The sequence below is a fragment of the Pseudomonas sp. 21615526 genome, assembly GCF_013386245.1.
Taxonomy (GTDB): Bacteria; Pseudomonadota; Gammaproteobacteria; order Pseudomonadales; family Pseudomonadaceae; genus Aquipseudomonas.
In genome coordinates this window covers 23406-36982 of sequence record NZ_JACAOM010000011.1, presented here as the reverse complement: position 1 = coordinate 36982, position 13577 = coordinate 23406, and the positions used below count along the sequence as shown (strand labels likewise).

Here is a 13577-nt window from a genome sequence, read left to right as displayed (position 1 = left end):
GTAGCACCGAGGTGCTGGCAGACCGACCCGCCGTTGATTGTCATGATTCATCTCCACCATTTTCCGGTTCCACATTGACCTGGTCATCATCCCGGCAATCGCCGTATCGCTCAGGTGAAAACAGGCCAAAGGTGTGTGGTGTGCCGGTGGCAATGGTTCCGAGATAGAGCAGCGTTCCAATGACAACATGTAAAAACCGAAGAATCAGTCGGCTTTTCGAGACCCTGGCGAGGTCGGTTTTGTCTCCTGCCAAAGGTCTTTGATCGCTGCGACCATAGCGCCCATCACCGCGCGCAACGGGCGTAACCCAGGCGCGTGGGAGGCAGGCAACTGCCCGTGCGGCAACATGCCTTTGATGAAGTCGTCAGCCGCCGGCGCCTGGAACGTGTGCTGCCCGGTGAAGTTCTTCACTCGCCGGGCTTCGGCGCCCTCTTCGCACCGTTTGCCCGGTGCGGCAACGGGGGGCGGTTGCAGGGTATCGCTGCCCGTCGGCGCAAGACAGGCTGGCTGATAGCCAGGATTGTGCGATCCACACGAAGGTGTAGCCATGTCTGAGCCCTGGCTGAGAGTTTGAAAGCAGCGGATTGATCAAGGCAGGTCATCACGCCGCGAGAGGGTCGCGGCGTGATCGAGCTAAAACAGGTTCAGAGAGAGGTGGCGCAGGGCGGCTCTGCCGATCTTGCCGTCATACCGGTCAAGAGAGTCCATCAGCGTTAACAGGCTTGAGCGCTGAGTGACTTCCTTGGCCAACTCGATGAGCCGCTGTTGCTTTGGGTCGCTCGACGACGATGCGGCCAATTTTTTCAAATCTTTGATACTGATGGAGCGGCTCCAGATACCCTTCAGGGCGTCGAAGTCCTTCAACATCTGTTCGGCGAGCTGTTTGTCGGTCTTGTACTTCAAGGCGTTGCCGGAGTCGAGCACGGCGTTGAGGTCCCGCCGGGAGATTCGACCATCCAGATCACCGGTCCTGCCGGCTCGGTCAAAGGCTTGTATTACGTCTGGGCGTCGCAGCAGTTCCCGGGCCAACAGAATGTTCTCATTACGGTCCTGGTCGTTGGTCAACCGTCTGCCCGCCATCTCCTCCAGGCTTTGTTTTGTGATGAAGGGCTGGCCCGGCACCGTGAACGCATCAAATTTGTTCTTGAGGAGGTTCCCCAGTTGATCGGGGGTTTGCCTCGAAAAGTGTGGGTCCGGGCGACCGTATCCCGGGTCAGGCTTGCAGGGGGTCGGACGGCAGTGTCCGGGAAGAGGCCTGAGTGGAATGGAAGGGTCAGGACGACCATAACCGGGGTGAGGCCGGAACGGATTGAACAGCTTGTGCAGAAAGTCCTGAAGCTGTCCGATCAGCCCGCCCAGGAACGAGTTTGCATAGGACGCCCGGAATGAGTTGTTGGCGGCACCATGGCGATCCATCGTGCTCTGCGTCGTCGTCCAATTCGAATATCCCGGGCCGATCCCATTCTGTGGCAAGTTGAAGCTGATGTGGATCGACCCCTGCCCGGAGCGTGAGCGTGACTGCGTCGATGTGGCGGCATCAGTATGCGGCTGCGCGGCGTTATCAAAGGGGTTGGCAACAGTTGAGTTGGATAAGGTTACCGACATAGGCATCTCCAGTTCGGCGTATTGACACGATTCACTCCCGGCTCAAAGACACCTCGGCGATACAAGGTATCCCATGGAAAGTGGGCACCTCCTTGTGTGGTAGAGCTGTCGGATTCAGTTCCTGCGGACGCAGAAAATCGTTAGAAAAAGAGTAGGAAGAAGGGCTATGGCGAGGGGGCTTGCGCCCCCTCGTCACTGTCGATACCTGGGATCAGGCACGCATCAGAAGCCCACGCTGGCCTGCACGAAGAACGTGCGCGGTTCACCCAGGTAGATCCCGGAGTTGTTGTCGCTGGAGCGGGTGTAGTGTTCCTGGTTGAACACGTTTTTTACCCCGACGCCCAGCTTCAGGTTCGACAGTTGCGCACCGAAGTCATAACCGCTGCGCACGTTGACCGAGACGTAGCCGGGAATATCCCCGTACTGGCCATCAGCAGTCGGCTGGGTGATGTAGGTGGTACCGGTGCCCGGCGCACGCTGGCCGGACTGGGCATAGACGTCCAGGTTGTGGGTCCAGTGGTTGATGTCGTAACGCAGCCCCAGAGTGGCCACTTCACGGGAGTACAGCGGCAAGTCGCGGCCCTTGAAGGCAACGTCGCCTTCGGAGGTGGCCCTGGTGTAGGTGAAGCCGGCGTTGGCGGTCAGGCCGTCCAGGCGCGGGTCGAGGTTCGACAGGTCGTAATGGGCCGACGCTTCGATGCCCTCGTGCTTGGTAGCGCCGAGGTTGGTCCAGCCCACATCGTTGCTGACGTATTGCAACTCGTCCGAGAAGTCGATGTAGAACAACGTCACTTCGCCGCCCCAGACGCTGTCGTTGTAGCGGGTACCGATTTCGTAGGTCTTGGCTTTTTCCGGGTTCAGGCCGTTCGCGGTCTGGTCGCCGTTACCGCCCTGGCCCAGCTGGAAGTATTGCAGGCTGCCGAAGGAGGTTTCGTAGTTGGCAAACAGCTTCCAGGCATCGGAGACGTGGTACATCACGCTCAGGGCCGGCAGCGGTTCGTTGTTGTGGATCTCGCGGCGCTTCTCCTGAACCGTGGCGCCATTGAGGCCTACCACCGGACGGTCGTGCCATTCGGTGCGGATCTGCTCAAAGCGAATGCCCGGGGTGACGGTCCATTTGCCGATATCAATCTTGTTGTCGATATAGAACGAGTTGGCCTCGGTGCCACCGGTACGGTCCTGGTACACGTGGCCGTCACTCTGGCCCACGGGCGTCGGCACGTTGTTGACCAGCGTCAGGCTGGTGGCCTGCTCGTGCATGCCTTCCTTGAGGTAGCGATAACCGACGCTGACTTCCTGGGTGCTCGGCCCCAGGTCAAATACATGGGACACACGCGGCTCGATGCCGAAGGTGTAGTAGGTGCGCGGGTAGGAACCCAGGGTCTTCAGGTCGCGGTTGGCGATGTTGCTGCCGCGGAAACTGTCGGAGTAGTAGGTCAGCACTTCAGCCTGGGTGCGGTCGTCGATCTGCCGGATGTACTTGAAGGACATATCCTTGCGCCGGCCATTGAAGTTGTCCCAGTCACGTACCGATTGATACGGGTTGGCGTCGTACTGCTTCTGGGTCAGGCCGCCGGGCATGTCGGCGCTGGCGTCGTAGTAGTGGAAATTCAGCGAGAAATCGTCTTGATCGGTCGGCGCCCAGTGCGTCTTGAAGATCACGTCGTCGATGTCGTTGGAGTTGTTGCGGTCGCGGTAACCATCGCCCTTGGTCCCGGAATACAGCAACGCAGCACCGATACCGTTGTCGGCGGTGCCGCCGATGAAGGCGTTTTCAATGTGTTTCCAGCCGCCGTGGGCCGCGGTTTCCAGGGTGGTGCCGACTTCGCCGGAGAATTTTTCCGGGATGGCCCGGGTGACGAAGTTGATCACGCCGCCGACGTTCTGTGGTCCATAACGTACGGAGCCTGCGCCACGCACCACGTCGATGCTGTCGAGGTTGCCGGAGGAAATCGGCGCCATCGACAACTGCGGCTGGCCGTAGGGTGCAAACGCTGCCGGTACGCCGTCGATCAATACCGTGGAGCGTGGCGACAGACGCGAGGTCAGGCCGCGTACCCCAACGTTGAGGGAAATATCACTGCCACCGGTGCCGTTGGCCTCCTGTACCTGCACCCCGGGAATGCGCCGCAGCACGTCACCGACGTTCATCGCGCCCTGCTCCACCATGGCTTCACGGCGCACCACGGTGCGCGCCCCCGGGTGGTTCTGCACCACTTGGGCATTCGCGTCGCCGAGCCAGTCGCCGACCACCTTGATGTCGGTGGCACCCAACTCCAGCGGCGAACCGGCTTCGCCGGTGCCCTTGCCCAGCGGGCGCAGGGTCACGGAGCCCGCATCGATCTGGTAATCCAGGCCGCTGCCCTGCAGCAACTGGCGCAGCGCTTGTTCGGGCGACAGGTTGCCGTCGACGGCCGGGGCTTGTTTGCCGGCCACCATGTCGGGGCTGAAGAACACTTGCAGCGACGTCTGCTGACCCAATTGGCTCAAGGCCGAACCCAGGGACTGGGCCTGGATATGAATGCCATCGTCAGCATAGGCCGCCGGCAGTGCGGCGCTGACGGCCAGCGCCAGGGCGAGGGGTGCCCAGCGCGATGATTTATTGTTTTTCATGGCGAGTTTTTTCACGTCGAACGTAGTCCTGTGATCGCAAGAGAGTGCGGCTGTTAATGCAAACCAGTTGCAGTTGCACAAGAAGACGAAGAACTCGAAAAAAACCTGAATCTATCGCGAAATTATTTCCTGGCTACCGTCCGGCAAGGTGCGCAAGGCCACCGGAAGAATGTGCGGCAAGGCCTTGAGCAAGGCGTCGGTGTCGGTGGATTTGAACACGCTGGTCAAGCGCAGGTTGCTCACCGCGGGCGCGCTGACCCGCAAAGGTTGCTCGCGGTAACGTGAGACCTCCCGAGCCACTTCGCCGAGAGTGGCGTTGTTGAACACCAGTTTGCCGGTGCGCCAGGCCGTGAGCTCTTCAGGGTTGACGGCGTAGGCAGCCGCCACCTGGCCCCGGGTATCCACATGGGTGCCCCGACCGGCCGTGAGCATCACGATGTCATCGGATGAGCGCCCTTGCACTTTGACCGTACCGGCCTCGACCACCACGCGGGTCTGGTCGTCATCGCGGCGCACGTCGAAACGCGTACCGGTGACCGTCACCTGCCCTGCCCCGGCGTCCACCACGAAGGGCCGGCTGGTGTCGTGCTCGACGCTGAACATGGCCTCGCCCTGCTTGAGCTCGATGCCGCGCTGGCCTTTTACATAGTGCACGGCCACCACGCTGCGGCTGTTCAAGTCCATCAGCGAGCCGTCGGGCAACGCCACCTGCCGGTGCTCCCCTAATGCAGTGCGGAACTCGGCGTTATACGTCGCCGGATGATCCAGGCCACTGAACAACCCCAGGCCCAGGGCCACCGCCAGCACACTTGCAGCCACTGCATAACGCAGCACGGGCCGGCGCTTCGCACGCGGCTGCGGGGCATCGCACAACGCCTGCAAGCGCGCCTTGGGCACCAGGTCGGTGGCACTCCACAAACCTTGCAGCACATCAAATTCGTACTGGTGCTCGGCATGCTCTGCACGCCAGGCATCAAAACGCTCGCGTTCTTCTGCGCTCAATGGGCTGTCCTGCACACGCACAAACCATTGCGCCGCCTCGTCGCGGGCCGTCGCACTGCCGCAGGCACACTCACGGGTATCCATCATGGAAGATCCTGTTTCAAAGCGGGCATTGGTCATGGTGCCATCGCATCCAGGCGGTCACGTAGATGCCGCAGGGTGCGGATCATATACTTTTCCACCATGTTTTTAGACAGGCCCAGGCGTTCGGCGATTTCCTGCTGGGTCAGGCCCTCGATTTTCTGCCAGATGAAAATCTTGCGGCAATTGAGCGGCAGCTCGGCCAGGGCTCGCTCGATGGAATCCGCCAGCTGGATCGCGTGCATGAAATGCTCCGGGTCGCCACTGTGGGGCGAACTCTGATCAAAGGCTTCCAGGGCCATCGCCTCCCGCCGGTCCTCGCGGCGATAGGCGTCAACGGCGATATTGCGCGCCGTTTGATGCAGATAGGCGCGAGGTTGCTCAACCTTGGTGGCGTTGGACTCAAGCACCCGCACAAAAGTGTCGTGGGCCAGGTCTTCGGCCTGCTGACGGTTTCTCAGGCGGCGCGTCCAGGTCCCGATCAACTCTTCGTAGTGCTCGAAAAAGCCTGTTCTGCGGGGCGGCTGAGGAGTCATCAAGGAAGCACTGGGGAGGCGGGGTGTGAATAGTAATGCTTCCTATTAAGTGGAGCAATGCTACCCGTCAGCTATCAATCACCCGCTGCAAATGAATCGCCAACTCCGTGGCAAACCGCCGTTCCGGCGTTTCCACATCAATCCCGAACAACTCCTGGATCCGCGCCAGCCGGTAGCGCAGCGTCGTCACATGCACCCCCATCGCGTCCGCGCATGCCTGGCTGCGGCAGCTCTCCCGCAGATACGCCGTCAGGGTTTCCAGGTACGGCGTCTGGTGCTTGCGGTCATGGGCGAGCATGGCGCCAACGCTGTCGTTGACGAAGGTGCGAATATCCTCGCCACCCACGGCCGCGACGAAGATCGGGATCGGCCCGAAATCCTGATCGGAGATCGGCCCGCTGCGGCCGAACGAGCGGGCAATCTCGATCAGCCGCCGGCAGCGCTCCCACGCGGCAGGATAATCCGCCAGCGCCCGGCACACCCCGCTGGCCAGCAGGATCGGCTCGGCACCCAGGTAGTGCGCCAGGTCATCGGTAATCTGCCGTTTGATTTTGCTCAAGCGCTCGCCTTCCGCCGGCACCAGGCACACCAAACCGTTGTCGACAATGATCACCGTGGCCTGCATCCCTGCACGCTGCAGGATGCGCGCGACGTTGTGGTGCAGGTTCTTCGCCTCCCGGGCCTTGGCGCCGTAGTCGACGATGATCATCTGCTGCGCGGTGCTGAAGCTGATGCCCAGCCGCTGGGCGCGCTGCTGGATGTCATCGGCATCGCGCCAGCGGCCCTCGAGCACTTCGAGCAGCAGCTCGGTCTGGGTCCGGGTTTCAAAACGAAAGCGGATAAAACTGCGCATCATCTGCACGCTCAAGGCGAACTTGGCGCTTTCCAGCATCAGCAGGTCCAGCTCGTTGACCGGCGCCGCCACCGGGAACAGCACCAGCGCGCCCACCAGTTCGTGGTCGACCATCAACGGTTCGATCTGCGCCCGCAGGGTGAACTGGCGCTGGCCATCGTCGAGGAACAGGTTGACCGTACTGCGCAGGGCGCTGCGCAAACTTTCCTGGGCGGCCTTGGTGATCTGCACGCTGAGCACCCCGGCGACTGCGGCCTGCCAGGCATTGTCGTCAAACAATGCGGGATCCGGCGAACGCCCCGCCACCACTTGGTTGGCGGTGAAGTCCACGGCGATCACCGGGTTGGGCAACTGGTCGCCGACCATCAGCGACAACGATGTCACCGAACCGCCGCCCAATACGTGTTCAAGCATCGTGGTATGCACATGCAACGCCTGCTGCAGGCGCTCGGCGGCGCGGCGTTCGGCTTCCAGCTGGCGCTGGCGCTCCACGGCAATGGCGCCCAGGTGGATGATCATGCCGAGGAACACCCGGTCTTCTTCCGAAACGTCCATCAGCGTGCGGGAAATCACACTGAGCACCATGGGCCGGCCGTCGAAGTCGGTGCAGTTCATCGGCATCACCATCACCGTGCGGTAATCGCGCTCCAGGGATTCGCGGCGGTAACCGGGGTACTCGCATTCGCGCACGTCGCGGATGAACACCGCCTCGTTGCGTTGCAGGGCGGTCATCACCGGGCTGGAAGACAGCTCCCAGCAATCCACCAGCGGGCGCTGCACCAGGGTCGGGTCATGGCGGGCGATCACGTGGCCGAAGCCGGCGTCCATGTCGATGGCCATGATCGAACTCATGGTCCAGTGGGTGTGGCGGCAACTGGCGTACACCAACTGGTGCAGCATCGACTGCAGGTCACCGCCGGAGTTGATCTGACTGGCCACATCGCGCAACGACAGTATCTGCATTTCTCGATTCAAGGCGCTCACCCGAACATGGAGGTCACGGCAGCCACGTTGCCTGCCAGGCCCGCCTGATATTTGCTCCGGTTCAGAGCAATGTCCAGTGGATTTGCACTGCGTAACCACGGAAGACGCTGCTGCCCAACGCTCCTAGCCTAAGGCCACAACCAACAGCCACAAGGGCGACGAGTGATCATGAATCTGGAAAATCTGGGCGTCAGGAAGTACTGCACCTTTATCGAAGAAACCTTTATCGAAGGCGGCAAGGACGCCGGCAAACCGATCACCCTGATCGTGGTGGCAGCCGTGTTGAAAAACCCTTGGGCCGGCCAGGGCTTCGTCGAAAACCTGCGTCCGGAAATCCTGCGCCTGGCCCCCGGCCTGGGCCATGAGATGACCCGTCGCCTGATCGCCCTGATGCCCGGGGGCAAGGTCGAAGCCTTCGGCAAGGCGGCGGCTGTCGGGGTCAACGGCGAAATCGAACACGCCTCGGGCCTGATCCACACCCTGCGCTTCGGCAACCTGTTCCGCGAAGCCGTGGAAGGCACCGCCTACTTGAGCTTCACCAACACCCGCAATGCACCGGGCGCCCTGCTTTCGCTGCCGATGGTGCACAAAAGCGAAACCGGCAAGCGCTCGCACTTTCTCACCGCCAACTTCCAGGTCGCCGATGCCCCGGGCCCCGACGAAGTGCTGATCGCCATCGGCGCCAGCGACGGCTCCCGTGCCCACCCACGGATTGCCGACCGCTACCAGGACATGGCCGAGATGGAAGCGGAACAACCCAAGGACTGACGTCTGGCTGAAGAACGACGCTCAGTTGTGGCGAGGCAGCTTGCTCCCGCTGGGTCGCGGAGCGGCCCCATGAGCCCCGCCATAGTCCGCCTGAAAGAACCCGGTTGCCGTTGTGGGGCTGCTTCGCAGCCCTGCGGGAGCAAGCTCCCTCGCCACAGGGTTGATGTTTGCCACAGAAATGCCGGAGCACTGCGAAACGAAGCAAAACTTTCGTCTTCGCTACCATTTTTCGACGCAAGCCCACGGTTTCCCTTGCTCGTAGGCTTGCTTCACACCACAAGAACAAAGGAGTACCCCGATGCCGAGCACCGCGATCAGCGCCAACGTTGCAGCCGTCGATCCGGGCGCCTTGCGCCAGGCCTTCGGCACCTTCGTCACCGGCGTCACCGTCATCACCACCCATGACACCGATGGCAACCCGCGCGGCATGACCGCCAATTCGTTTACCTCGGTGTCCCTCGACCCGCCGCTGCTGCTGGTGTGCGTGGGCAAGTCGGCCGCCAGCTACACCGCGTTTGCCAGCACCGAACAGTTTGCCGTGAACCTGTTGCACGAAGGCCAGGTGGACGTCTCCGGGACCTTCGCCTCCAAGTCGCCAGACAAATTCCACACCGTCAACCACGACACCGTGCACACCGGCGCACCGATCCTCACCGACAGCCTGACCTGGTTCGACTGCAGCGTGCACCAGCGCATCGAAGCCGGCGACCACCTGGTGCTGATCGGCCAGGTCCGCGCCTTCGGCACCAGCCCCAAGCTGCCGCTGTGCTTCTGCCGGGGCCGCTACGCGAACATCCAGGACCCGCTGCCGGCCAGTTGGCTGGACTCCCACAAGATGATCATCGGCTACCTGATCGAAGCCGGCGACGCGATCCTGTTTCGCGCCGATGGCCAGGGCGGCTGGACGCTGCCGGTGGCCGGCAAGCGCAAGGGTTTTATCGACGCCGGCGACAGCTCGCTGCCGGTGGAGCTGGAATCGACCTTCCTGTACTCGGCGTTCGATGTCGACGACACCGACCCCGGCTACCTGATCTACCGCGCCCAGCTCGGCCCGTTCGACGCCGAGCTGCCCGACACCCTGCGCTTCTTCCCGCTGGACGCGTTGCCCATCGAGCAGATGCCGGTCAACGAACTGCGCTCGGTGGTGCGCCGCTATGCCCGCGAGCGCCAGAACCAGCAGTTCGGCATCTACACCGGCTCTGCCGCCAGCGGCCGCATCGCGATGCTCGAAAACGCGCCCCTTTGACACGCACCTACAGGACTCTTGCATGAAAACCACGGTCAGCGCCCTTGAGGGCAACCGCCTCAACCTGTTTATCGACGGTCGCTTTGTCGCTCCCGACAGCGGCAGCTATGTCGACAGTTTCGACCCCACCACCGGCCAGTCCTGGTACCAGTTCGCCCAGGCCGATGCCGGCGACGTGGCCCGCGCCGTCGCTTCCGCCCACAAGACCTTCAACGACCCGCAGTGGCGCAACATGACACCCACCGCACGCGGCAAATTGTTGTATCGCCTGGCCCAGCTGGTGGCCGAGCACGCCGAAGAACTGGCGCTGCTGGAAACCCGCGACAACGGCAAGCTGCTGCGGGAAATGCGCGCGCAAATGAGCGCCCTGCCCGATGCCTACGTCTACTTCGCCGGCATGGCCGACAAGCTGCAAGGCGAGGTGATCCCGGTCAACAAGCTCAACCAGCTCAACTACAGCAGCCGCGAGCCGTTGGGCGTGGTCGGCATGATCACCCCGTGGAACTCGCCGCTGATGCTGCTCACCGGCACCCTCGCACCGTGCCTGGCCATCGGCAACACGGTGGTGATCAAGCCCTCGGAACACGCCAGCGCCTCCACACTGGCGCTGGCCGAACTGATCATCGAAGCCGGCTTCCCGGCGGGTGTGGTCAACGTAGTCACCGGCAACGGCGCCGTCACCGGCGAGGCCCTGACCCGCCATCCCGACATCGCCAAATACGTGTTCACCGGCAGCACCGAAACCGGTCGGCGTATCGCTGGCAACGCCGCCAATAACCTGGTGCCGTGCCAGATGGAACTGGGCGGCAAATCGCCCCACGTGGTGTTTGCCGATGTGGATATCGAGAAGGCCGTGAACGGCGTGGTCTCCGGGATCTTCGCCGCCGCCGGGCAAAGTTGCGTGGCCGGTTCGCGCTGCTTTGTCGAAGCGCCGATCTACGACAAGTTCGTCGAGGCCCTGGTGGCCCGCACCCAACAGATCAGCGTCGGCCACCCGATGGAAGAACACACCGACATCGGCCCGCTGGCCCTGCAAGCCCAACTGCAAAAGCTCGAAGGCTACATCGCCAGCGGCGCCCAACAAGGCGCGCAGATCGCCGTCGGCGGCAAACGCCCCAGCGCCGCGCACCTGTCCGAAGGCTGGTACTTCGAGCCCACGGTGATGGCCAACGCCACCAACGACATGCCGTTCATGCGCGACGAATTGTTCGGTCCGGTAGTGGGTGTGATGCCCTTCACCACCGAAGAGCAAATGCTCAGCCTGGCCAACGATACCCACTACGGCCTGGCGTCCGGAATCTGGACCCAGAACATCGACCGCGCGATGCGCTTTGCCAACCGCATCGACGCCGGCACGGTGTGGATCAACACCTACCGCAGCTCGGCCTACATGTCCGCCAACGGCGGCTTCAAGCACAGCGGATATGGCCGTCGCGGCGGCTTTGACGTGATGCGCGAATTTTCCCGGGCCAAGAACGTGGTCATCGATTACTCCGGCGAAATGCAGGACCCCTTCGTCATTCGCCTGCGCTGATTATTCAAGGAGCATCTTATGAAATTCGCCGTATCCCTGAGCATGGAACGCTTCTCGCCAGACGTGCCGATGCAGACCGTCATGGCCAACCTGCTGGAGCTGGCAAAGATCGCCGATGCCGGCGGCTTTGAAACCCTGTGGACCTCCGAACACCACACCCTGGAATGCACCATCGCGCCCAACCCGTTCCAGACCCTGACCTGGCTCGGCCAGCACACCGAGCGTATCCGCCTGGGCACCGCAACCCTCGCTGCCGCCTATTGGCATCCGATCCGCCTTGCCGGTGAAGCCGCGCTGTGTGATCACCTGACCCACGGCCGCCTGGAATTCGGCATCGCCCGCGGTTCCTACCAGTACGAGTTCGACCGCATGACCCCCGGCCTGCAACAGCAGGAAGGTGTGGGCTACATGAAGGAACTGGTGCCGGCGGTGCAAAAGCTCTGGACCGGCGACTACGCCCACGACGGCCACTACTGGAAATTCCCGCAGACCGCCGCCGTACCGAAGCCGCTGCAAAAAGGCCACCCGCCGATCTGGGTCGCCGCACGGGACCCGGGCACCTTCGACTGGGCAGTGAGCATTGGCGCCAACATCCTGTCCACCCCGCTCTCGCTGCCGGCGGCCGAAATCGCGGTGCTCGGCGAAAAATTCAACAAGGCCGTGGCCGACAACCCCCACGTGCCGCGCCCGCGCTTCATGATGCAGCGCCGCACCTGCGTGTACGCCAACGCCAACGACTGGGAACTGCCGGTCAAGCACAGCATGGATTTTGGCCGCGCCTTCGAGAACCTGATGCAGAACATCGGCACCGTGCACAACGGCTTCCCCGAGCCGGTGCCGTTTGAAAGCGTGCGCGGCAAAGACAACTACAACCCGGAAAACCTGCGGCGCAACTTGATGTTCGGCACCCCGGAAGAAATCATCGAAAAGCTGCTCGACTACGAAGCCGCCGGTGTCGACCAGTATTGCCTGGGCCTGACCTTCAACTTGCCGTTCGAACTGCAGAAGCAGACCCTGCGCCTGTTCATCGATGAAGTGATGCCATTCTTCGCCGAGCGCGAACGCGCCAGACAACGCAACCAGGTCAGCGCGTGATGGGCCAGGCACAACGTTTCAGCGTGGCCAACGTCACGCTCAATTATCGCCTGGACGGGCATGGACCGCGCCCGCTGGTGTGCATCCATGGCGTGGGTTCCAGCCTTGAGGCGTGGGCTGAAACGGTGGCGGGTCTGCAGGAGCAATTCACCGTGCTGACCTTCGACCTGCGCGGCCACGGCCAGTCGTCCCGCACGCCCGGGCGTTATGAGATTGATCATTTGGTGGGTGAGGCGCTGGCCCTGGCGGATCACGTGGGCTTCAAGCAGTTCGACCTGGCCGGGTTCTCGTTGGGCGGGCTGATCGCCCAACGCATGGCCCTGACTCATCCGTCGCGGGTTCACCGGTTGGTGCTGCTGTCGACCGTCGCCGGGCGTAACGCCGAGGAGCGCGAGCGGGTACGCGCGCGCCTCGCCGCCTTGCAGGCCGGGGAGCCGGTAGCTCACTACGAGGCATCGCTGTCGCGTTGGCTGACCGAGGACTTTCAGGCGCGCAATCCCGAGGCTGTTACCCGTCTGCGCCAACTGAATGCCGACAACGACCCGGGCTGTTATGCCGCGGCGTATCGCATCCTGGCCGAGTCGGATTTCGGCGAACAGCTGTCACGGATCCGCTGCCCCACGCTGATTGTCACCGGTGCCGAAGACGCCGGCTCCAACCCACGGATGGCGGCGTTCATGCACGATCGCATCGAGGGTTCGCAACTGCGGATTCTGCCTGGGCTGCGCCATTGCATCCTGATCGAGGCGCCGCAACAGGTGGCCGCCCTGATACGCGATTTTCTAACCCCTTCGGAGACTCACCATGGATAAATCATTGCAGGCCCAAGGCGAAAGCGTTCGCCGCCAAGTCCTCGGGGATAGCTACGTCGACCAGGCCCTGGGCCGCGCCGACGACTTTTCCCGGCCCTTCCAGGCGGTGCTCAACGAGTACTGCTGGGGCATGGTCTGGACCGACGACAGCCTGGACCTCAAGCAACGCAGTCTGCTCAACCTGGGAATGCTCGCGGCGCTGGGGCGCATGGACGAATTCGGTACACATTTCTGCGGCGCCCTGCGCAACGGACTGAGCGACGACGAACTGCGCGCCGCCCTCGTGCAGATCGCGGTGTACTGCGGCGTGCCGGCGGGTGTCGAGGCGTTTCGTGTGGCCCGCAAAGCCCGGGAAAGCATGGCTCCATCGGATTCAACGACCGGTTGACGCCCAACCCTTGCACTCGCCACACCGCTCATGCTGTAAGTGCCTTGGCACCACAACAAG

General features: G+C 62.7%; 12 protein-coding genes. 6 read left to right on the top strand and 6 right to left on the bottom strand.

Annotated elements, in window-relative coordinates:
• Positions 1 to 204 precede the first annotated feature (204 nt).
• From HX786_RS04755 to HX786_RS04730, 6 genes are all read right to left on the bottom strand, one after another.
• Positions 205 to 411: a hypothetical protein gene (locus tag HX786_RS04755; RefSeq protein ID WP_003219497.1), complete on the bottom strand. Its 207-nt coding sequence runs from the start codon at positions 409 to 411 to the stop codon at positions 205 to 207.
• A 222-nt stretch (positions 412 to 633) separates the two neighbouring features.
• The gene (locus HX786_RS04750; protein ID WP_177036033.1) at positions 634 to 1605 is read right to left on the bottom strand and encodes a type III secretion protein; all 972 of its coding nucleotides are present in this window, start codon (positions 1603 to 1605) and stop codon (positions 634 to 636) included.
• 222 nt (positions 1606 to 1827) lie between these two features.
• Complete coding sequence (locus HX786_RS04745) at positions 1828 to 4233, bottom strand: TonB-dependent receptor (RefSeq protein ID WP_178911778.1); 2406 nt, start codon at positions 4231 to 4233, stop codon at positions 1828 to 1830.
• A 96-nt stretch (positions 4234 to 4329) separates the two neighbouring features.
• Entirely contained in the window at positions 4330 to 5304 is a 975-nt protein-coding gene (locus tag HX786_RS04740; RefSeq protein ID WP_087693093.1) for a FecR family protein, read from the bottom strand.
• A 32-nt stretch (positions 5305 to 5336) separates the two neighbouring features.
• Positions 5337 to 5837 carry a sigma-70 family RNA polymerase sigma factor gene (locus tag HX786_RS04735; RefSeq protein WP_087693078.1) on the bottom strand — a complete coding sequence of 167 codons (501 nt, stop codon included), beginning with the start codon at positions 5835 to 5837 and terminating at the stop codon, positions 5337 to 5339.
• Positions 5838 to 5904: 67 nt separating this feature from the next.
• Entirely contained in the window at positions 5905 to 7653 is a 1749-nt protein-coding gene (locus HX786_RS04730; RefSeq protein WP_003219488.1) for a helix-turn-helix domain-containing protein, read from the bottom strand.
• Positions 7654 to 7842: 189 nt separating this feature from the next.
• On the opposite strand from HX786_RS04730, the gene HX786_RS04725 reads away from it, so the two are divergent.
• From HX786_RS04725 to HX786_RS04700, 6 genes are all read left to right on the top strand, one after another.
• Positions 7843 to 8442 (top strand): amino acid synthesis family protein, encoded by a 600-nt coding sequence (locus tag HX786_RS04725; RefSeq protein WP_003219487.1) that lies wholly within the window; start codon positions 7843 to 7845, stop codon positions 8440 to 8442.
• Between the two features lie 298 nt (positions 8443 to 8740).
• Positions 8741 to 9688, top strand: coding sequence for a flavin reductase family protein (locus tag HX786_RS04720; RefSeq protein ID WP_003219486.1), 948 nt, complete (start codon positions 8741 to 8743; stop codon positions 9686 to 9688).
• Between the two features lie 22 nt (positions 9689 to 9710).
• The gene (locus tag HX786_RS04715; RefSeq protein WP_087693080.1) at positions 9711 to 11222 is read left to right on the top strand and encodes an aldehyde dehydrogenase; all 1512 of its coding nucleotides are present in this window, start codon (positions 9711 to 9713) and stop codon (positions 11220 to 11222) included.
• An 18-nt stretch (positions 11223 to 11240) separates the two neighbouring features.
• Positions 11241 to 12317: an LLM class flavin-dependent oxidoreductase gene (locus tag HX786_RS04710; protein ID WP_003219483.1), complete on the top strand. Its 1077-nt coding sequence runs from the start codon at positions 11241 to 11243 to the stop codon at positions 12315 to 12317.
• A complete protein-coding gene (locus HX786_RS04705; protein WP_178911777.1) occupies positions 12317 to 13129 on the top strand; it encodes an alpha/beta fold hydrolase in 813 nt (270 codons plus the stop codon). The genes HX786_RS04710 and HX786_RS04705 overlap by 1 nt, the downstream gene beginning before the upstream one ends.
• Positions 13122 to 13517 carry a carboxymuconolactone decarboxylase family protein gene (locus HX786_RS04700; protein ID WP_003219479.1) on the top strand — a complete coding sequence of 132 codons (396 nt, stop codon included), beginning with the start codon at positions 13122 to 13124 and terminating at the stop codon, positions 13515 to 13517. Before HX786_RS04705 ends, HX786_RS04700 begins: the two co-directional genes overlap by 8 nt.
• The last annotated feature ends 60 nt before the right edge of the window (positions 13518 to 13577 follow it).

Coding starts and splice junctions, on each gene's coding strand:
- HX786_RS04715 (WP_087693080.1), top strand. CDS start 9,711: ATGAAAACCACGGTCAGCGCCCTTGAGGGCAACCGCCTCAACCTGTTT.
- HX786_RS04730 (WP_003219488.1), bottom strand. CDS start 7,653: ATGCAGATACTGTCGTTGCGCGATGTGGCCAGTCAGATCAACTCCGGC.
- HX786_RS04750 (WP_177036033.1), bottom strand. CDS start 1,605: ATGTCGGTAACCTTATCCAACTCAACTGTTGCCAACCCCTTTGATAAC.
- HX786_RS04720 (WP_003219486.1), top strand. CDS start 8,741: ATGCCGAGCACCGCGATCAGCGCCAACGTTGCAGCCGTCGATCCGGGC.
- HX786_RS04700 (WP_003219479.1), top strand. CDS start 13,122: ATGGATAAATCATTGCAGGCCCAAGGCGAAAGCGTTCGCCGCCAAGTC.
- HX786_RS04725 (WP_003219487.1), top strand. CDS start 7,843: ATGAATCTGGAAAATCTGGGCGTCAGGAAGTACTGCACCTTTATCGAA.
- HX786_RS04735 (WP_087693078.1), bottom strand. CDS start 5,837: ATGACTCCTCAGCCGCCCCGCAGAACAGGCTTTTTCGAGCACTACGAA.
- HX786_RS04705 (WP_178911777.1), top strand. CDS start 12,317: ATGGGCCAGGCACAACGTTTCAGCGTGGCCAACGTCACGCTCAATTAT.
- HX786_RS04710 (WP_003219483.1), top strand. CDS start 11,241: ATGAAATTCGCCGTATCCCTGAGCATGGAACGCTTCTCGCCAGACGTG.
- HX786_RS04740 (WP_087693093.1), bottom strand. CDS start 5,304: ATGGATACCCGTGAGTGTGCCTGCGGCAGTGCGACGGCCCGCGACGAG.